A 19,576-nucleotide genomic window follows, 5' to 3' on the forward strand; every position below is an offset into this window, starting at 1 on the left:
GTCATAGATGGAGCCTTTAGTCACTCATAAAGGAAAAGCCGCTGTGCTTAACCGAATCAATGTAGATACAGATCAAATTATTCCGAAGCAATTTTTAAAAAGAATCGAACGAACAGGATATGGCCGCTTTGCCTTTTTCGACTGGCGTTATTTAGCCGACGGCAGCCCAAATCCAGATTTCGAACTGAATCAGCCGATCTATGAAGGAGCATCCATTTTGATCGCAGGGGAGAACTTTGGCTGCGGATCATCTAGGGAACATGCTCCTTGGGCGCTTGATGATTATGGCTTTAAAATTGTCATCGCACCATCATTTGCAGATATATTTCATCAAAACTGCTTTAAAAATGGGATGCTTCCGATTCGCCTTGATTATGATGTGTGGAAAACCTTCGCTGCGTCATATGAGAACAAAGGGTATGAGATGACGGTTGATCTTGAAAAACAGCAGATAGAAGATCACGAAGGGAATATCACCCCTTTTCAAGTCGACCCTCACTGGAGAGAAATGCTCCTAAATGGTTATGATGAGATTTCATTAACATTACTTCTAGAAGATGACATTCAAGCATTTGAAGAAAAGCGCAGCAGCTGGCTGCGCGCTTAAGTAACGAGAAGCTGTCCGCCCGAGGTGTGACGGCTTCTTTTTTGCATGAAAACCTCTCGTTACTTGTGTTTACTAATCTTCGTTGGTAAACTGATAAAAAATATGCGCCCGAAAGGAACGTAAGCATGAAGCATGACAAGAAGAAAGATAATGTCATTTTGTTTCCTGGTCTGAAAGAAAGACTGATTGAAAAAGGAATGGCAGCATTAAAAGATAAACAGTATCAAGAGGCGCTTCACTTGTTTTCAGAAGCTAAATCGTACGATGACGATGAAGAATCCGATATTCACCTCGGAATGGCCATTTGTTTTCTGGAGCTGGGTGAGCTGCAGGATGCAAAGCGTGTTTGTGAAAAAATGCTGCATGAAGGATATGGCCACTATTTCACTGTGCTCCAAGTGTATATGACGATCCTCATTCAGTTGAAAGAATATGAAGAAGTCAAACAGACGATTGAGGCTGTGCTTGAGGAAAACCACCTTCCGGCAGAAAGTGCGGAGCATTTTTACAAGCTGCTCGAATTTAGCAGAAAAATGATTGAATCACCTGAAGAGATTTTAGATGAAGATGAGGACGCCGGAAGTGAGGTCAACATAGATGATATGCTGAAGCGGCCGGAAGAACAGGTCCAGTTCATTCATTCATTGAAAGACCGGAATATTACACCGCACATGGGTCTATTAAATACCATCTTACAAAACCCTGATGGGAACCCTTTGGTCAAATCAATGATCCTGCAGCTTCTGGCAGATCATGATGTGGCAAAGCCGGTTCATGTGACAAAATTCGGTGATTCATTAACACTTATTCCTTCTGAGGCTGTAAAGCCAGAGCAGATGCCGCTTCTTCAGCAAGTGCTTCGTATGCTCGATGACACGCTCGGCAATGAGAACCCAACCCTTTACCAAGGCGTGGAAGAGTTATGGCGCCGGCACTTATTTGTGCTGTATCCATTTCTTCCTAAATACACAGATCCAAGTCTTTGGGCAGCGGCACTTCATAAAGTCGGCTATGAAATGCATGGGATTGAGATTGAACTCGAAGAATTGCATTTATTGTATGAATTTAACGAACGAGAGCTGAGAGAAGCTTGCACAATGCTGAAAGATATTGAAGAAATTTCTTATTTGTAATTTGTCGATTTAGTTGAAAGACGGACTTGTTATGTTATAATATAATGGTTGTATTTGTGCATATATAGTGCAGTTGTCAGATTCCAACGGTTGAAAGACGATATGTATAATCAAGTCAAATGTTGTATACATAATGCAAGCTTCTTAGCGGAGTGCGTGGTTTTTGATTGGACGAAGTCTTTATGATGCTTTAGAATGGAGCAACGCACAATCTGAATAGATTTTTGGAGGGAAACACACATGTCAGTAAAATGGGAAAAACAAGAAGGTAACGAAGGCGTTCTAACTGTAGAAGTTGACGCTGAAACATTTAACAAAGCACTTGACGATGCATTTAAGAAAGTGGTTAAGCAAGTATCGATCCCTGGATTCCGTAAAGGGAAAGTACCACGTGGTCTTTTCGAGCAGCGTTTTGGTGTAGAATCTCTTTATCAAGATGCATTAGATATTCTTCTTCCAGTTGAATATCCAAAAGCAATCGACGAAGCTGGTATCGAGCCAGTTGACCGCCCTGAAATCGATGTTGAGAAAATCGAAAAAGGCGAAAGCTTAATCTTCACTGCAAAAGTAACAGTGAAGCCTGAAGTAAAACTTGGTGACTACAAAGGTCTTAACGTAGAAAAAGACGACACAGCTGTCACTGATGAAGATGTACAAGAAGAGCTAAAAGGCATGCAAAACCGTCAAGCTGAGCTTGTTGTCAAAGAAGAAGGCGCAATCGAAAACGGCGATACAGTTGTTCTTGATTTCGAAGGATTCGTTGATGGAGAAGCATTCGAAGGCGGAAAAGCTGAGAACTACTCTCTTGAAGTAGGTTCTGGTTCATTCATCCCTGGTTTCGAAGAGCAATTAGTTGGTCTTGAAGCTGGCGCTGAAAAAGACGTAGAAGTTACATTCCCAGAAGAATACCATGCTGAAGACCTTGCAGGTAAACCAGCTGTATTCAAAGTGAAAATTCATGAAATCAAAGCAAAAGAACTTCCAGCACTTGACGATGAGTTCGCTAAAGATGTTGATGAAGAAGTAGAAACGCTTGCTGAGTTAACTGAAAAAACGAAGAAACGTCTTGAAGAAGCAAAAGAAAACGAAGCAGAAGGAAAACTTCGTGAAGAGCTAGTTGCGAAAGCTTCTGAAAATGCGGAAGTTGACATCCCACAAGCGATGGTTGACACTGAGCTAGACCGCATGATGAAAGAATTCGAACAACGTCTTCAAATGCAAGGAATGAACCTTGAGCTTTACTTCCAATTCTCTGGACAAGATGAAGATGCGCTGAAAGAGCAAATGAAAGAAGATGCTGCTAAACGCGTAAAATCTAACCTAACACTTGAAGCAATTGCTGCTGCAGAAAACTTACAAGTGTCTGACGAAGAAGTGGAAGAAGAACTTTCAAAAATGGCTGAAGCATACAACATGCCAATTGAAAATATCAAACAAGCGATCGGATCTACTGAAGCAATGAAAGAAGATCTAAAAGTTCGTAAAGCAATTGATTTTCTTGTAGAAAACCGTTAATATGGTGCATAATAATAAAACAGGGCGCGAGTGACTCGTGCCTTGTTTTGTACAATTTTTGACTTATCATCGCTTCTTTTGGAAACGATAGTGTAAGTCGCATCTTTCTGTCATACATATCTCAATGTGCAGTGTTAGAAACACATCGTTACCGTCTTTTAGGAAAGTATGGTAAAATGCATACATACTGGACCCAGAAAGGTAGCTGACTGTTAGCTACAGGCAAGTGAAGAAGAATAAGGGGTGAAAGAATGTTTAAATTCAACGAGGAAAAAGGTCAATTAAAATGCTCGTTTTGCGGAAAAACGCAAGATCAAGTGCGTAAACTGGTCGCAGGACCTGGCGTATATATATGTGATGAATGTATCGAGCTTTGCACGGAAATAGTTGAAGAAGAGCTCGGCACAGAGGAAGAAGTTGAATTCAAGGATGTTCCGAAGCCTCATGAAATTCGGGAGATTCTTGATGAATATGTCATCGGACAAGACAATGCGAAGAAATCCTTAGCTGTAGCGGTGTATAACCACTACAAACGGATCAATTCCAACAGCAAGATTGATGATGTTGAGCTTTCGAAAAGTAATATTTCTATGATTGGACCAACAGGAAGCGGTAAAACATTACTTGCTCAAACACTTGCTCGTATTTTAAATGTTCCATTTGCGATCGCAGATGCAACATCATTAACTGAAGCAGGTTATGTTGGTGAAGACGTAGAGAATATTTTACTAAAGCTGATCCAGGCAGCGGATTATGATGTAGAAAAAGCGGAAAAAGGCATTATCTACATCGATGAGATCGATAAAGTAGCAAGAAAATCAGAAAACCCTTCTATCACTCGCGATGTATCTGGGGAAGGCGTCCAGCAAGCCCTTTTGAAAATTCTTGAAGGAACAGTCGCTAGTGTACCGCCTCAAGGTGGACGTAAGCATCCGCATCAAGAATTCATTCAAATTGATACGACGAACATCCTCTTCATTTGTGGAGGAGCCTTTGACGGGATTGAGCAAATCATCAAACGCCGCTTAGGTCAAAAAGTAATTGGATTCGGTGCGGAAAATAAAGTCGAAGATCTTGAAAAAGAAGTGCTTCTATCAAAAGTACTGCCAGAAGACTTGCTTCGCTTCGGTTTAATTCCAGAATTCATCGGTCGTCTGCCGGTTATTGCAAGCCTAGAGCCGTTAGATGAAAAAGCACTTGTAGAAATCTTGACGAAGCCTAAAAATGCGCTTGTTAAGCAATATACAAAAATGCTTGAGCTTGACGATGTAGAGCTTGAATTTGAAGAAGATGCTCTTAGCGAAATTGCGAAAAAGGCAATTGAGCGTAAAACAGGGGCTCGTGGTCTTCGCTCGATCATTGAAGGCATCATGCTTGATGTCATGTTTGACCTTCCATCTCGTGATGATATTGAAAAATGTGTCATCACTGGTGCAACGGTTGCTGACGGTGAGCCGCCGCGTCTTGTGTTAAAGGATGGTACAGTCGTCAATAAAGATACAAAAACATCTGCATAAGAGAAGTCTCACTCCTGAATCATTTTGATTCAGGAGTTTTTTATTTATCGCAGAAGACGTGTTTATTCCGTCCAGCTCTAGGAAATACTAGCAGACAGAAACCAATACATACGATAGATGAAGGAGGGAGCACCGATTGAGCTGGACAGGAATCGTATTATTTATACAGCTGTTCTTTGGTATCGTCATCGGGCTGTACTTTTGGAACTTACTGCGAAATCAGCGCACACAAAAGGTGACGATAGACAAAGAATCAAAGAAAGAAATGGAAGCACTCAGAAAGATGCGGTCAATCAAGCTGAGTGAGCCTTTATCAGAGAGAGTCCGGCCAAAGGGGTTTCAAGATATTGTAGGGCAGGAAGACGGCATTCGTGCTCTAAAAGCAGCGCTGTGCGGACCGAATCCTCAGCATGTCATTGTCTACGGACCACCGGGGGTTGGAAAAACGGCCGCTGCCCGTCTTGTCATGGAAGAAGCGAAACGTCATGCTGATTCACCGTTTAAGAAAGATGCGGTATTTGTGGAGCTCGATGCCACAACAGCAAGATTCGATGAACGGGGCATCGCAGACCCGCTCATTGGTTCCGTGCATGACCCGATTTACCAAGGGGCGGGAGCGATGGGACAGGCAGGCATTCCGCAGCCAAAACAAGGAGCCGTTACGCATGCGCATGGCGGGGTTCTGTTTATCGATGAAATTGGGGAACTGCATCCGATTCAAATGAACAAAATGCTGAAAGTCCTTGAAGATCGGAAAGTATTTTTAGACAGTGCCTACTACAGCGAGGAAAACACCCAAATTCCGAATCACATTCATGACATTTTTCAAAATGGGCTTCCGGCTGATTTTCGATTGATTGGTGCCACGACAAGAACACCTGAAGAAATTCCACCAGCGATTCGATCGAGGTGTTTGGAAATTTTCTTTAAGGACCTTGACCAGCATGAACTGAAAATTGTTGCTGCTAAGGCTGTAAAGAAAATCCAAAAGGAATTATGTGATGAAGGGCTGAACCTGTTAACCTCTTATGTGAAAAATGGCCGTGAAGCAGTCAATATGGTGCAGATCGCCGCTGGAATGGCCGTCACGGAAAACAGAAAAGACATCACGATTGCCGATGTCGAGTGGGTCATTCACTCAAGCCAGCTGACACCAAGATATGAACAAAAAGTACCGGAAAAGCCAAAAGTCGGTGTAGTGAATGGTCTGGCAGTCTACGGACCAAACAGCGGTGCCTTGCTCGAGATTGAAGTGAATATATGTAAGGCACTCGAAAAAGGAAGTATCAACATTACAGGCATTGCAGAAGAAGAAAGTATTGGCAGTCAGTCTAAATCTATTCGACGAAAAAGTATGGCAAAAGGATCTGTTGAAAATGTATTAACAGTGCTGAGAAACTTGGGCATACGGACAAATGAATATGACATCCATATTAATTTTCCAGGCGGTGCCCCTATTGATGGACCGTCTGCTGGGATTGCCATGGCGGCGGCGATTTTCTCTGCCATTCATCAAATCCCGATTGATCATCTGACAGCGATGACAGGTGAAATCGGGTTGCAGGGTCAGGTGAAGCCGATCGGCGGTGTGATACCGAAGATTAAGGCGGCGAAGCAGGCTGGTGCCACAACCGTGATTATTCCTTATGACAACCAGCAGTCGATCTTAAAAGAGATTGAAGGCGTCACCATTGTGCCTGTGAAGCACTTCCAAGAGGTGCTGGATCAGTGTTTGGTCAACCCGCCAGACGAGAAGAAAGATGGACTAGAAGAGGAAATGAAAAGAAAATCTGTTTAATCCCCATCACATATGGGGATTTTTTAGTGAAATAGATCTTTTTTTCTTTTTCAAGATAAAAAGAAAGGGTATACTACGGTAAGATCATCATTTCTCAAGTCTTTTACATTGTACAAGACTGAAACAGGTATATTATAATGATTCATACTAGTGACGGAGGTGTCAATCAACATGGCAGATGAAATCAAAAAGAATGTTCCGCTCCTCCCATTGCGAGGCTTGCTTGTTTATCCAACAATGGTCTTGCATTTGGACGTTGGACGCGAGAAGTCTGTTCAGGCATTAGAACAGGCGATGATGAACGATCATATGATTTTTCTAGCAACACAGCGGGAAATTTCAATAGATGAACCAGGTGAAGAGGAAATTTTCAAAGTCGGCACCTACACAAAAATCAAACAAATGCTGAAGCTGCCGAATGGAACGATTCGTGTACTCGTTGAAGGCTTAAATCGAGCGCAGATCGAGTCATACGTGGAGCTGGAGGACTATACGTCCGTCGATATTAAAGAATTGGCAGAAGAAGAGTTAAAGGACGCAGAAGCAGAAGCACTCATGCGCACTTTGTTAGATCACTTTGATCAGTACATAAAAATTTCAAAAAAAATCTCAGCTGAAACATATGCAACGGTGACGGATATTGAGGAGCCGGGGAGAATGGCAGATATCGTCGCTTCTCACCTGCCGCTTAAATTAAAGGACAAACAAGAAGTACTGGAAACAGTGGATGTCAAAAAACGTCTGAATCGTGTCATCAGCTTAATCCACAATGAAAAAGAAGTGCTTGAAATTGAAAAGAAAATTGGACAGCGCGTCAAACGTTCAATGGAACGAACGCAAAAAGAATATTATTTGCGTGAACAAATGAAAGCCATTCAAAAGGAGCTTGGAGACAAGGAAGGGAAAACAGGCGAAGTCAGTTCATTAATGTCTAAAATCGAAGAGTCCAGCATGCCTGAGTCTGTTCGTGAAACGGCGTTAAAAGAATTGAACCGTTATGAAAAAATTCCTTCAAGCTCTGCGGAGAGCTCTGTCATTCGAAATTATATTGATTGGCTGATCAATCTTCCATGGGGCATCTATACAGAAGATCGTCTAGATTTAAAGCTTGCAAGTGAAATTTTAGATGATGAGCATCATGGGCTGGAAAAAGTCAAAGAACGTGTGCTTGAATACCTTGCTGTACAGAAGCTGACCAATTCATTAAAAGGGCCGATTCTTTGCTTAGCAGGACCTCCCGGGGTAGGGAAAACGTCACTTGCCAAATCGATTGCTAAATCACTTGACCGAAAGTTTATCCGTATCTCTCTTGGCGGGGTGCGTGATGAATCTGAGATTCGTGGACATAGAAGAACATATGTAGGGGCGATGCCAGGCCGTATCATTCGCGGGATGAGTAAGGCAGGCACAATGAATCCGGTGTTTCTTTTAGATGAAATCGATAAGATGTCCTCTGATTTTAGAGGTGATCCGTCTTCTGCGATGCTTGAAGTGTTGGACCCTGAGCAAAATCACAACTTTAGCGATCACTATATTGAAGAGACATTTGATTTATCGCAGGTGTTATTTATTGCCACTGCCAACAATTTAGCAACCATTCCGGGTCCACTTCGTGATAGAATGGAGATTATCACGATTGCAGGGTATACAGAGGTTGAAAAAGCAGAGATTGTGAAAGATCATCTTCTGCCGAAGCAGCTAAAGGAGCACGGATTAAAAAAAGGGAACTTGCAGCTTCGTGAAGCAGCGATTTACGATATGATTCGCTATTACACAAGAGAAGCAGGAGTTCGTGGATTAGAGCGTCAGCTTGCGGCCATTTGCCGAAAAGCGGCAAGAGCGATTGTGGCTGAAGACCGCAAGCGCATCACAGTGACGGAAAAGAACTTATCTGAATTTCTCGGAAAAAGACTTTACCGTTATGGTCAGGCTGAAACGACAGACCAAGTCGGGGTTGTCACAGGACTTGCGTATACGACGGTTGGAGGAGACACCTTATCAATTGAGGTATCACTTTCTCCTGGTAAAGGCAAGCTCTTGTTAACAGGTAAGCTTGGCGATGTCATGAGAGAATCTGCACAGGCGGCATTCAGTTATATTCGTTCCAAAGCAGATGAACTGAACATTGATCCTAATTTTAATGAAAAGCACGATATTCATATCCATGTTCCAGAGGGTGCGGTTCCAAAGGACGGGCCATCAGCTGGTATCACCATTGCGACGGCTCTTGTATCAGCACTCACAGGACGTCCTGTGTCAAAAGAGGTTGGTATGACAGGAGAGATAACGTTAAGAGGAAGAGTGCTTCCGATTGGCGGATTAAAAGAAAAAGCATTAGGCGCACATCGTGCAGGATTGAAAACCATTATTCTTCCAAAGGACAATGAGAAGGATATTGATGATATTCCTGAAAGTGTGAGAGAAGGACTAACCTTTATTCCGGTCTCACATTTAGATGAGGTGCTTGAGAAAGCGTTGGTAGGAGAGGGAAGATGAAAGTAACAAAATCAGATATCGTCATTAGTGCGGTGAAACCAGAGCAGTACCCAAGCGGCGGACTGCCTGAAATCGCGCTTGCTGGACGATCAAATGTTGGAAAGTCCTCGTTCATCAACTCATTGATTAATCGTAAAAATTTAGCGCGTACGTCTTCTAAACCAGGAAAGACCCAAACGCTTAATTTCTACATTATTAATGATATGCTCCATTTTGTGGATGTTCCGGGCTACGGCTTTGCCAAAGTATCAAAAACAGAGCGCGAGGCCTGGGGTAGAATGATCGAAACGTATATTACAATGCGTGAAGAATTAAAAGCAGTCGTCCAAATTGTGGACCTGCGCCACAAGCCATCAGTAGATGATGTGAACATGTATGAATTCCTTAAATATTACGGAGTTCCCGTGATCGTCATCGCAACAAAAGCGGATAAAATTCCAAAAGGCAAATGGGAAAAACATGCGAAAGTCGTCAAACAGACGCTCGACATTGACCCATCAGATGAACTCATCTTATTCTCTTCTGAAACAAAAAAAGGAAAAGATGAAGCTTGGAATGCGATCCTTGCGAAAGTAAACGGCTAAAAAAAGCATCTGCGATGAGCAGATGCTTTTTTATTGTATAAGTTATTTCCTTTTTAAAAATAATAAGAGGAGACTGACAGCAATCAGTACATAAGGCCAGTACAACTCAAAGCTGGAAACAGGGATCGAAAGGGAACTTAGCTGTTTTGTAATTTGCTGAAAGAAATAAAGGAACAAACCGAGTGCGATCAGCACAACACTTTCAATGCGATATTCTTTTTTCTGAGATGATTTCACAAAGAGTGCAAGTCCTAAGATGAATACAATCATTGTAAATGTGTCTGGCCAATGGTCCAATTTAGGCTGAAGAATAAAGTGTAGCGAAAGGCCTGTCATGAGCATACCGATAAACACATGAGCGCTTTCTTGCTCCTTTTTTCCTTGATATAAAAAAGCGAGGCCAAAAAGCAGTAAAAGTGTATACCATTTCTCTTGATCCTTCCAAATGTCAAATTGACCTCCTGAGAGAATGGCATATAGCGCTACAGCCAGTAAAGTGAGCGGCAGCAAAATGGATTTCTTCTTCAAAGATGTCACCTTCTTTTAAGCAGATCATTTGTCCGCACGCGCCAAATCTGGTAAATTGCTTGAAGTGATGATATGGCATAATTGGTGTCGAACATTTTTCTACTATATCACAACATTTTTGAAATCTGTTCACAATTTTTATCCAGTTAAAAATGAATATATGTTATAATCATTATAAATAATAAATTCTATATTGTAATTATTATAAATTAGACAGGGCGTTGGGGGTGCAAGCTGAAGTTATGCATATTCTTGTTGTGGGTTTAGATTATAAAACAGCCCCTGTTGAGATACGGGAACAGCTGAGCTTTGAACCGAGTGAGCTCGGAACAGCGATGTCCAAGCTTAAAGAAGAAAAAAGCATTCTAGAGAATATCGTCATCTCAACATGTAATCGAACAGAGATCTACGCAGTAGTAGATCAGCTTCATACTGGACGGTTTTATATAAAAAGATTTTTAGCCGATTGGTTCGGTTTAGAAAAGGAAGATGTCTCTCCATATTTGAAGTTCTATGAAAGCGATGGAGCAGTTGAGCATTTATTCCGTGTGGCCTGTGGACTTGATTCCATGGTCATTGGTGAAACGCAAATACTCGGTCAAGTACGTTCCAGCTTTAAAGTAGCTCAAGAGGAGAAGACCATTGGTACCGTTTTCAATTATTTATTTAAACAGGCGGTAACCGTTGCAAAACGCTCTCATGCGGAAACGGATATTGCGTCTAATGCCGTGTCTGTCAGCTATGCAGCTGTTGAGCTTGCCAAAAAAATCTTTGGACGTCTTTCTGATAAGCATGTCCTGATTCTTGGTGCGGGCAAAATGGGCGAACTGGCGGCTCAAAACCTTCAAGGTCAAGGAATTGGCCAAGTAACGGTCATCAACCGAACGTTTGAGAAGGCAAAGGAATTGGCGGGTCGTTTTTCAGGAGAGCCTAAGAGCTTAAACCAATTAGAAAAAACATTATCCGAAGCGGACATTTTAATCAGCTCAACGGGAGCGAAACAATTTGTCATTACAAAAGAAATGGTCGAAAGTGCGAATAAAAAGCGGAAGGGCAGACCTTTATTTATGGTGGATATTGCTGTACCTCGTGATTTAGATCCAGCCATTTCTGAAGTAGAAGGTGCTTTTTTGTATGACATTGATGACCTTGAAGGCATCGTGGCTGCCAACTTAAAAGAGCGCCGTGCAGTAGCTGAGCAGGTTGAGCTCCTGATTGAAGCAGAAATTGTGGAATTTAAGCAATGGCTGAATACGTTAGGTGTTGTTCCGGTGATTTCTGCACTTAGAGAAAAGGCACTCACGATTCAAGCCGATACGATGCAGAGTATTGAGCGGAAGCTTCCAAACCTCACAAATCGTGAAATGAAGCTGTTAAATAAACATACGAAAAGCATCATCAACCAAATGTTGAAAGATCCTATCTTAAAGGCAAAAGAAATTGCCGCGGAGCCGAATGCAGAGGAAAAGCTTTTACTCTTTAAAGAAATCTTTGATTTACAGGTTGAAGATGAAGAGCAAAAGGTCGAGCCAATGCAGGTGGAGCAAGGATCATTTCAGCTGTTCAAACCAAATATGGCACAAGGCTTTGCTACAGTTGCCAGTGAGTGATTAAGCGATGATGGAATCCATTGTAGCGAGACTCAATGAAGCGACGATCTTAATCTATGCACTAAGTGTCTTGTTCTATTTCATAGATTTTCTTCAACACAACCGGAAGGCTGGAAAAATGGCTTTCTGGTTGCTTTCTATTGTCTGGCTGCTGCAAACAGTCTACATGTTCTATATTATGATGGAAACAGACCGATTCCCTGTGTTGAATGTAGCAGAGGGGTTATATTTTTATACGTGGGTGCTTGTGACACTGTCTCTTGTGCTCACAAAGGTATTGCGCGTTGAATTTATTGTCTTTTTTACAAATGTGATCGGTTTTTCCATGATGGCGATTCACACCTTTACACCATCTGACCTCCATTCAGCAGAACTGACGGGGAAGCTGACGAGTGAACTGCTCGTGATTCATATTACGATGGCGATTTTATCCTACGGTGCCTTTTCACTTTCATTTGCGTTTTCACTGCTTTATCTCTTTCAATATCGTTTACTGAAAAAGAAAAAATGGGGAAAATGGCTTCTGAGAATTGAAGATTTATCAAAGCTGGATCATATGGCGTACGTATTAAACATTATTGGTGTGCCTATGCTCTTGCTTAGTTTAATTCTTGGCATCATTTGGGCATATATTTCGTATGATACGTTGTACTGGACAGATGCAAAGGTGCTTGGTTCGTTTATTATGCTGTTTTTATACGGCTTTTACTTATATATCAGATTGGTGAGAAATATGCAGGGCAAAATCGTGGCACTATGGAATGTCGCTTCATTTCTTGTGCTGATGATTAATTATTTTCTGCTTGGTAGCTTATCAACCTTTCATTGGTTTCAATAATGATGAGTCTTAAAGGCATTGTCGGGAGGAAGACGTATTGCGTACAATTAAAGTAGGTTCTAGACGAAGTAAGCTGGCAATTACACAAACAAAATGGGTCATTCAAAAGCTGTCTGAACTAAACCCTTCTTATTCTTTTGAAATAAAAGAAATTGTAACAAAGGGTGATCAAATTTTAGATGTGACCTTATCTAAGGTTGGCGGAAAAGGACTGTTTGTTAAAGAGATCGAGCAGGCGATGCTGAATCATGACATTGATATGGCGGTGCACAGCATGAAGGATATGCCGGCTGCTCTTCCAGAAGGTTTAGTCATTGGCTGTATTCCTGAGCGTGAGGATGTACGGGATGCACTTATTTCGAAGGATCATCTAAGTCTCAGCGAACTGCCTAAGGGCGCAATTGTGGGAACAAGCAGCTTACGGCGCAGCGCCCAGCTTCTTCAGGAAAGACCAGATCTTGAGATTAAATGGATTCGAGGAAACATTGATACAAGATTGGAAAAGCTGAAAAATGAAGAGTATGATGCCATTATTCTAGCGGCTGCCGGTCTGTCCAGAATGGGATGGAGCAAAGAGGTCGTATCGGAATTCTTATCTCCTGAGACTTGTCTGCCTGCCGTTGGACAAGGCGCGTTATCGATTGAGTGCCGCGGGGATGATGAAGAACTGTTGCAGCTTCTCGCTCAATTTACGAATGAATATACGAAGAAAACGGTCCTTGCAGAAAGAGCCTTCCTCAAACAAATGGATGGAAGCTGTCAGGTGCCGATCGCTGGCTATGCAACGATGAATGAGCATAATGAAATTGAACTAACAGGTCTTGTTGCATCTGCTGATGGGCACACGATTATTCGAGAAACCGTCACAGGCACTGACCCTGAAGCAATTGGAACAGCGTGTGCGAAGCAGATGGCCGATAAGGGAGCAAAGGATTTGATCGACAAGGTGAAAAAGGATCTGTCTCAATGAGCATAGGCAAATCGCTTCACGGACAGACGGTGCTTGTCACTCGAAATGAACGTCAAGCGGGCGTGTTTCAGCAAAAGATCGAAGCGCTGAACGGCCATGCGGTTTTAACCTCTCTTATTCGGTTTGAGCCTACGCTCACAAAAGAAAAAGCGCAGGCCTTTGTAAAGGACTTACAAAATAGCCACTGGCTTGTTTTCACGAGTGTGAATGGTGCGTCTTTTTTTCTAAACTATATAAAAGATCATCATTTACATAAGAGCTTATCCCATTTGAAAGTGGCTGCTGTAGGAGAGAAAACCTCTGCCTATCTTAAGCAGCATGGCTTGAAGGTGGATGTGGTGCCAGAACGATTTATAGCGGAAGAACTGGCAGATGCATTACTTGACCATGTACGCCCAGGAGAGCGTGTGTTTGTAGCAAAAGGGCATCTGTCACGAGATGTGGTGAAAAAGACCCTCGTTCCGCTCGGCATAGAAGTAAAAGAATGGATTTTATATGAAACAGTCAAGGATGAGGAAGGAATTGCTGCGCTTAAATCGGCAATGACGAAGCAATCATTTGATTTTATTACATTTACGAGCTCATCCACTGTTCATTCTTTTATGCATGTGATGGAAGCAGATGCAGCGAAGCTTGCTGCATCTGACACCTGTTTTGTGACGATAGGTCCTCTGACAAAAGAGGCACTGCTTCAATACGGGATTTCTTCTGAAACCCCAGATACTTATACGATAGACGGAATGCTAGATTTAATGTGCCGTTTATCTGAAAGGAAGTTGAACCATTGATGAAATTTAACAGACACCGCAGATTGCGGACAAGCGCAGGAATGAGAGAATTAGTCAGAGAAACCTTTTTAAGACCATCTGATTTCATTTACCCGATCTTTTTTGTAGAGGGAGAAAATGTCAGAAAAGAAGTCTCTTCAATGCCAGGTGTGTATCACATTTCTGTAGACCTCGTGAAAGAAGAAGTCCAAGAGCTTGTTGATCTTGGCATCAAATCGATCATTGTATTTGGTGTGCCGGATCATAAAGATCATGTAGGCAGTGAGGCGTATCACGATCATGGCATTGTTCAAAGAGCAACGCTTGAAATCAAAAAGCATTTCCCAGAGCTCGTGGTCATTGCAGACACTTGCTTATGCCAATATACAGATCACGGACATTGCGGAATCGTTGAAGATGGAGAAATTTTAAATGATGAATCTCTTCAGCTATTAGCGAAAACGGCTGTCAGCCAAGCGCGTGCAGGTGCAGATATCATCGCGCCTTCAAATATGATGGACGGATTTGTTGTTGCCATTCGTGAGGCACTTGATGAAGCAGGCTTTATTCATGTACCTGTCATGTCATATGCGGTGAAATATGCAAGTGCTTTTTACGGTCCGTTTCGTGATGCGGCACATAGTACACCGCAGTTTGGAGATCGTAAAACATATCAAATGGACCCTGCAAACCGTTTAGAGGCTCTGAGAGAAGCGCAATCTGATGTAGAAGAGGGAGCTGACTTCTTGATTGTCAAACCATCTCTTTCTTACTTAGACATTATGCGTGATGTGAAAAATGAATTTACACTCCCTGTTGTTGCTTATAATGTGAGCGGAGAGTATGCGATGGTGAAAGCCGCCGCTCAAAATGGCTGGATTTCTGAAAAAGAGCTTGTTCTTGAAATGCTGACAAGCATGAAACGTGCAGGAGCAGAACTCATCATTACGTATCATGCAAAAGATGCAGCAAAATGGCTCTCAGAATAAAGAACGGATAGACAGGAGGACGTTGAAATGGGACGTAGCTATGAAAAATCAAAGCAAGCATTTGAAGAAGCACAGCATTTAATGCCTGGTGGTGTCAACAGCCCTGTGCGTGCATTTAAATCAGTCAACACAGACCCGATTTTTATGGAACGAGGCAAAGGCGCCAAGATCTATGATATTGATGGAAATGAATACATCGATTATGTCTTATCATGGGGACCGCTTATTTTAGGACATACGAATGACCGTGTTGTTGAAAGCATTCAGCGAGTAGCGGAAAATGGGACAAGCTTCGGTGCTTCTACGTTAGTTGAAAATGAATTAGCTAAACTTGTATCAGAACGGGTTCCTTCCATCGAAGTTATTCGCATGGTCAGCTCTGGTACAGAGGCGACGATGAGTGCACTTCGTCTAGCTCGTGGTTTTACAGGCAGAAATAAAATTGTGAAATTTGAAGGCTGCTATCATGGCCACGGTGATTCTTTGCTCATTAAAGCGGGTTCTGGAGTAGCAACGCTTGGACTGCCGGATAGTCCTGGTGTTCCTGAAGGGACTGCAAGCAACACAATCACAGTACCGTACAATGATTTAGAAAGTATTCAAGTTGCTTTTCAAGAATTTGGAGATGATATCGCTGGTGTTATTGTAGAGCCGGTCGCAGGAAATATGGGGGTTGTCCCTCCGCAAGAAGGTTTCTTGCAAGGACTAAGAGACATCACGGAGAAATATGGATCATTGCTTATTTTTGATGAGGTCATGACAGGCTTCCGTGTGGATTATCACTGCGCGCAAGGCTATTTTGGTATCACACCTGATCTGACGTGCCTTGGTAAAGTGATTGGAGGCGGTCTTCCGGTCGGTGCTTATGGCGGAAGAGCGGATATTATGAGACAAATTGCGCCAAGTGGTCCAATATATCAGGCAGGAACGTTATCTGGTAACCCTCTTGCGATGACAGCAGGCTTAGAAACCCTAAAACAGCTGACACCTGAGTCTTATGAAGAATTTAAACGAAAAGGTGACCGTTTAGAAGAAGGCATTTCGAAAGCGGCAAAAGCATACGGAATTCCATTAACGTTTAACCGTGCGGGCTCCATGATCGGATTCTTCTTTACAAATGAAGAAGTGATCAATTATGACAAAGCGAAAACAGCTGATCTTGCTTTATTCGCTGAATTTTACAAGGAAATGGCCGATCACGGCATCTTCCTCCCGCCTTCTCAATTTGAAGGACTATTCCTGTCAACAGCTCATACAGATGAAGACATCGAATATACGATTGAGACAGTGGAAAAGGTTTTTCAAAAACTACGTCGATAAAACAAAAGGCCGATATGGAGACATATCGGCTTTTTTGCATTGGAGAAAACCAATCATATTTTCACTACCTCCCTCATACAACTGTATTGACATCTAATTTTATTTTTTAAGGATTAGATGAAAGGAGGACACCGACTTGTCTCAAAACAATCGATTACAGTTTTCGGTAGAAGAATCCATTTATTTCAAAAGCGGACAGGAAGTCAGTGAGCTGCTGTCAATTTCTCTCGACCCTGACATTCTCGTTCAAGAAGTGAATGATTATGTTTCTATTAGAGGTTCACTCGAGCTAACAGGAGAATACAACATAAATCAAGAGGAGCTATTGGGTGAATTGAGTTCCTTTCCAACATACAGGGAAGCAGATGAGGTAAAGGTCAGAGAAGACGGAACGGCGGAGCTTCTGCATCAATTTCCAGTCGATATCACCATTCCGAAGAACAAAATTAGTCATTTAAATGATGTGTTTGTGTTTATTGATGCGTTTGATTACCAGCTGACAGAGAATCGTTTGCTCACCATTCAGGCTGATTTAGCCATTGAGGGCTTGTTAGACGAGGAAACGCCTCAAGCGCCTATAGAGGAGCCGTATGAATTTGTCCATCGTCCTGAAGTGGATTATGGCGATATGGCCTACGATTATCAATTGCAGCCGGAACAAGAAGAACAAGAAGAGCTGCAAGGCGAAGAACGTGAGCATGATGAGAATCAGCCTGTATTCCAACATGACACGCGCGCGGAGCAAGAGGAACAGGAAGTGCAGGAAGTACAAGAAGAAGAGGAAGAAGAAATTGAGATAGAACTGGTGAACAGGGAAGTAGAAGAAGCGTCCGAAGAACCTGAAGAATTAGAAGAACCTGAAGAACCTGAAGAACCTGAAGAGCCAGAACAGCCGGAACAGCCGAATAATCAAGAAGAAGCTGTGGCGCTTGGTTATCGATCCATCCCTGAAGCTCAGGTGCAGGAACCGCCATTTTTTGAACCGCCGAAGCTATTAGAAGAAGAGGAGCGGGAAGAGCCGTTCTTTGAAGTGGAAGTAAGAAAGGATCCGGAAGCTGCTGAAGAGCAGGAAGAAACGGTACAGTCGTATCCGGCTTTTGAATCACCTGCTGATCAAGTGGAGCCTGAGCATGAGGCGCACGATGATGAATATCAGCTCGGGCGGTTATATGAACGGGAAGCACCTAAAATATATGAGTCAGCTCAAGAAGAAGAGGAGCTTGAAGAAGACGTGAGAGAAACGTCTGGCAGTGAGAACTCTCTTTATTTAACAAAGCTGTTCGCTAAGCAGGAGGAGGAAGATTTTTCCCGCATGAAAATATGTATAGTTCAGCAAGAAGATACGGTCGATCGTATTTGTGAGAGATATCAGTTGAATGTGCAGCAGCTTCTTCGCACAAACTCATTATCGATTGATGCGGAGCTTGAGGAAGGGCAGATTCTTTATATTCCTGAATATCAAAAAAGCAATGCATAGCAAGCGATGACTGACCGAGAAAATGTGGTGAGTGAACGTGGATGAAATCCAATCTGTCTTATACGAATACGGACTTGAGGCTGAATATATTGAACCTGTCAGTCCTGCTGTCATTAAGGTATATACAAAGCAGGGTGTATTTGCCCTGAAACGAGTAAAAGCCAGCCGGCATATGCAATTTACAGAACAAATGCTTGAACTGGAATCAAAGGGCTATCGCTCATTTGTGCCGATTTATCGGACGACGAGCGGTTCCTTTTTCTCAAGTCATCGAGAAAGCCAGTATGCATACTATCTGATGCCGTGGCTGACGAATGAAAAAAGAGAAGAGCAGGACGATAAGCACGAATATTTATTTCAAGAGATTGCAAGACTTCATAAGCGAACTGAAGTCATGATGGATATCACAGAGCAAGAGATAGAAGCACATTACACACAAATCAAGACCAAATGGGAAACAGAGAAAGACATGTATGAACGATTCATAGAGCGGGCAGAACAAACGTGGTATATGTCGCCATTTGAGCTGGCCGCTGCTATGTATTTTTCAGAGGCGATGTCTGCCAGCGAATTTGCGCTTGAACGTTTAGAAGATTGGCATGAAGAAATGAAAGACAAAGAGACAACGCGTGTTGTGCTAAATCATGGGCAGCTATCGATCCATCACTTTTTGTATAATGATGTAGGGACAGGACATTTCACCAATTTCGAGCGGTCCAAAAAAGCCGCCCCCATTTATGATCTTCTGACCTTTTACTTTCGGACTTTCAAAACCTATCCTACGTCTTGTCCTGAATGCACTTCTTTGTTTTATACGTATCAAAAAGGAAACCCTCTTCGGGAGGAAGAACTGCATTTGTTCCTAAGCTACCTCGCTTATCCGCAAGGGCTGTTTGATACAGTAAAAGCCTATGAAGCAGGCGGGCAGGATGAAATGGAAAGCTGCCAGCAGCTGTTAAGAGCGTATTGGCAGATGAAAAATTCAGAGCCGACCGTCATGAAAATTCACGAAATTGAGCAGGCTAGACGGCTTGAAGAAGAACAAAGTGCCTCGTCATCGGCGGAATGACGAGGTTATGCTGCGTTGGCTTTATATGGGCAGGTACATAATGATGAGTTTTTAAAACCAATCAAGGTGAAAGGCACAGGCGAGAAAAATAAGGATACCTAGAATGAGGACGTCAAATGTCGTAGGGAAAATGATCGTACGAAACCCTTGAAATATAGCAATCGGGAGAACGACTTGGGAGGCAACTGCCCGAATTTGTCTCAGCCAGGGGGGGAGTGTGTAAGGATTGATCTTCTTCAAATCAAACGCCCTCCTTCTTCATTTTGTTATTATCATATGGGCAAAAGGGCGAAGGGTGCCTGCCCAATTTGTATAAAGAAGAAGAAAAGCGGAAAAGATGATTGACGAAAACAAAAGG

At 42.6% G+C, this 19,576-nt stretch carries 17 protein-coding genes; 15 read left to right on the forward strand and 2 right to left on the reverse strand.

Annotated elements, in window-relative coordinates:
• Positions 1 to 7: 7 nt before the first annotated feature.
• The 7 genes from leuD to yihA all read left to right on the forward strand — a co-directional run bounded on the left by leuD (position 8) and on the right by yihA (position 9,650).
• A complete protein-coding gene (gene leuD / locus BAE31_RS09950) occupies positions 8 to 607 on the forward strand; it encodes a 3-isopropylmalate dehydratase small subunit (RefSeq protein ID WP_024423183.1) in 600 nt (199 codons plus the stop codon).
• Positions 608 to 732: 125 nt separating this feature from the next.
• Positions 733 to 1,740 carry a DNA damage checkpoint antagonist DdcA gene (ddcA, locus tag BAE31_RS09955; protein ID WP_041107110.1) on the forward strand — a complete coding sequence of 336 codons (1,008 nt, stop codon included), beginning with the start codon at positions 733 to 735 and terminating at the stop codon, positions 1,738 to 1,740.
• A 240-nt stretch (positions 1,741 to 1,980) separates the two neighbouring features.
• Positions 1,981 to 3,255: a trigger factor gene (gene tig / locus BAE31_RS09960; RefSeq protein WP_034279803.1), complete on the forward strand. Its 1,275-nt coding sequence runs from the start codon at positions 1,981 to 1,983 to the stop codon at positions 3,253 to 3,255.
• Between the two features lie 251 nt (positions 3,256 to 3,506).
• Positions 3,507 to 4,772: an ATP-dependent protease ATP-binding subunit ClpX gene (gene clpX / locus BAE31_RS09965; protein WP_024423180.1), complete on the forward strand. Its 1,266-nt coding sequence runs from the start codon at positions 3,507 to 3,509 to the stop codon at positions 4,770 to 4,772.
• Positions 4,773 to 4,908: 136 nt separating this feature from the next.
• Entirely contained in the window at positions 4,909 to 6,570 is a 1,662-nt protein-coding gene (gene lonB, locus BAE31_RS09970) for an ATP-dependent protease LonB (protein WP_041107108.1), read from the forward strand.
• 171 nt (positions 6,571 to 6,741) lie between these two features.
• Entirely contained in the window at positions 6,742 to 9,066 is a 2,325-nt protein-coding gene (lon, locus tag BAE31_RS09975; protein ID WP_024423178.1) for an endopeptidase La, read from the forward strand.
• Positions 9,063 to 9,650 (forward strand): ribosome biogenesis GTP-binding protein YihA/YsxC, encoded by a 588-nt coding sequence (gene yihA / locus BAE31_RS09980; RefSeq protein WP_024423177.1) that lies wholly within the window; start codon positions 9,063 to 9,065, stop codon positions 9,648 to 9,650. The genes lon and yihA overlap by 4 nt, the downstream gene beginning before the upstream one ends.
• Positions 9,651 to 9,692: 42 nt before the next feature.
• Here yihA and BAE31_RS09985 read toward each other — a convergent pair whose 3' ends face one another.
• Positions 9,693 to 10,178 carry a hypothetical protein gene (locus tag BAE31_RS09985; protein ID WP_076840342.1) on the reverse strand — a complete coding sequence of 162 codons (486 nt, stop codon included), beginning with the start codon at positions 10,176 to 10,178 and terminating at the stop codon, positions 9,693 to 9,695.
• A 242-nt stretch (positions 10,179 to 10,420) separates the two neighbouring features.
• On the opposite strand from BAE31_RS09985, the gene hemA reads away from it, so the two are divergent.
• The 8 genes from hemA to ysxE all read left to right on the forward strand — a co-directional run bounded on the left by hemA (position 10,421) and on the right by ysxE (position 19,218).
• Positions 10,421 to 11,788, forward strand: a complete 1,368-nt coding sequence (gene hemA, locus BAE31_RS09990) for a glutamyl-tRNA reductase (RefSeq protein WP_076840343.1) — start codon at positions 10,421 to 10,423, stop codon at positions 11,786 to 11,788.
• A 7-nt stretch (positions 11,789 to 11,795) separates the two neighbouring features.
• Positions 11,796 to 12,626, forward strand: a complete 831-nt coding sequence (locus BAE31_RS09995; RefSeq protein WP_024423174.1) for a cytochrome c biogenesis protein — start codon at positions 11,796 to 11,798, stop codon at positions 12,624 to 12,626.
• Positions 12,627 to 12,663: 37 nt separating this feature from the next.
• Positions 12,664 to 13,596, forward strand: a complete 933-nt coding sequence (gene hemC, locus BAE31_RS10000) for a hydroxymethylbilane synthase (RefSeq protein WP_034279812.1) — start codon at positions 12,664 to 12,666, stop codon at positions 13,594 to 13,596.
• Positions 13,593 to 14,384 carry a uroporphyrinogen-III synthase gene (locus BAE31_RS10005; protein WP_076840344.1) on the forward strand — a complete coding sequence of 264 codons (792 nt, stop codon included), beginning with the start codon at positions 13,593 to 13,595 and terminating at the stop codon, positions 14,382 to 14,384. Before hemC ends, BAE31_RS10005 begins: the two co-directional genes overlap by 4 nt.
• Positions 14,384 to 15,352 (forward strand): porphobilinogen synthase, encoded by a 969-nt coding sequence (hemB, locus tag BAE31_RS10010; RefSeq protein WP_029706177.1) that lies wholly within the window; start codon positions 14,384 to 14,386, stop codon positions 15,350 to 15,352. The genes BAE31_RS10005 and hemB overlap by 1 nt, the downstream gene beginning before the upstream one ends.
• A gap of 27 nt (positions 15,353 to 15,379) precedes the next feature.
• On the forward strand, positions 15,380 to 16,672 hold the full coding sequence (gene hemL, locus BAE31_RS10015) for a glutamate-1-semialdehyde 2,1-aminomutase (protein WP_076840345.1): 1,293 nt from the start codon (positions 15,380 to 15,382) through the stop codon (positions 16,670 to 16,672).
• A gap of 136 nt (positions 16,673 to 16,808) precedes the next feature.
• On the forward strand, positions 16,809 to 18,149 hold the full coding sequence (locus tag BAE31_RS10020; RefSeq protein WP_076840346.1) for a LysM peptidoglycan-binding domain-containing protein: 1,341 nt from the start codon (positions 16,809 to 16,811) through the stop codon (positions 18,147 to 18,149).
• A gap of 37 nt (positions 18,150 to 18,186) precedes the next feature.
• Positions 18,187 to 19,218 carry a spore coat protein YsxE gene (gene ysxE / locus BAE31_RS10025; protein ID WP_041107093.1) on the forward strand — a complete coding sequence of 344 codons (1,032 nt, stop codon included), beginning with the start codon at positions 18,187 to 18,189 and terminating at the stop codon, positions 19,216 to 19,218.
• Positions 19,219 to 19,269: 51 nt separating this feature from the next.
• Here ysxE and BAE31_RS10030 read toward each other — a convergent pair whose 3' ends face one another.
• Positions 19,270 to 19,458 carry a hypothetical protein gene (locus BAE31_RS10030; protein ID WP_003216497.1) on the reverse strand — a complete coding sequence of 63 codons (189 nt, stop codon included), beginning with the start codon at positions 19,456 to 19,458 and terminating at the stop codon, positions 19,270 to 19,272.
• Between the last annotated feature and the right edge of the window lie 118 nt (positions 19,459 to 19,576).

This window comes from Bacillus sp. I-2, assembly GCF_001974945.1.
GTDB lineage: Bacteria > Bacillota > Bacilli > Bacillales > Bacillaceae > Bacillus > Bacillus safensis.

Bases quoted from the DNA above. Each gene is read 5' to 3' on its own strand.
- BAE31_RS09995 (WP_024423174.1), top strand. From the start codon at position 11,796: ATGATGGAATCCATTGTAGCGAGACTCAATGAAGCGACGATCTTAATC.
- BAE31_RS10005 (WP_076840344.1), top strand. From the start codon at position 13,593: ATGAGCATAGGCAAATCGCTTCACGGACAGACGGTGCTTGTCACTCGA.
- ddcA (WP_041107110.1), top strand. From the start codon at position 733: ATGAAGCATGACAAGAAGAAAGATAATGTCATTTTGTTTCCTGGTCTG.
- tig (WP_034279803.1), top strand. From the start codon at position 1,981: ATGTCAGTAAAATGGGAAAAACAAGAAGGTAACGAAGGCGTTCTAACT.
- hemL (WP_076840345.1), top strand. From the start codon at position 15,380: ATGGGACGTAGCTATGAAAAATCAAAGCAAGCATTTGAAGAAGCACAG.
- yihA (WP_024423177.1), top strand. From the start codon at position 9,063: ATGAAAGTAACAAAATCAGATATCGTCATTAGTGCGGTGAAACCAGAG.
- leuD (WP_024423183.1), top strand. From the start codon at position 8: ATGGAGCCTTTAGTCACTCATAAAGGAAAAGCCGCTGTGCTTAACCGA.
- clpX (WP_024423180.1), top strand. From the start codon at position 3,507: ATGTTTAAATTCAACGAGGAAAAAGGTCAATTAAAATGCTCGTTTTGC.
- hemB (WP_029706177.1), top strand. From the start codon at position 14,384: ATGAAATTTAACAGACACCGCAGATTGCGGACAAGCGCAGGAATGAGA.
- hemA (WP_076840343.1), top strand. From the start codon at position 10,421: ATGCATATTCTTGTTGTGGGTTTAGATTATAAAACAGCCCCTGTTGAG.
- lon (WP_024423178.1), top strand. From the start codon at position 6,742: ATGGCAGATGAAATCAAAAAGAATGTTCCGCTCCTCCCATTGCGAGGC.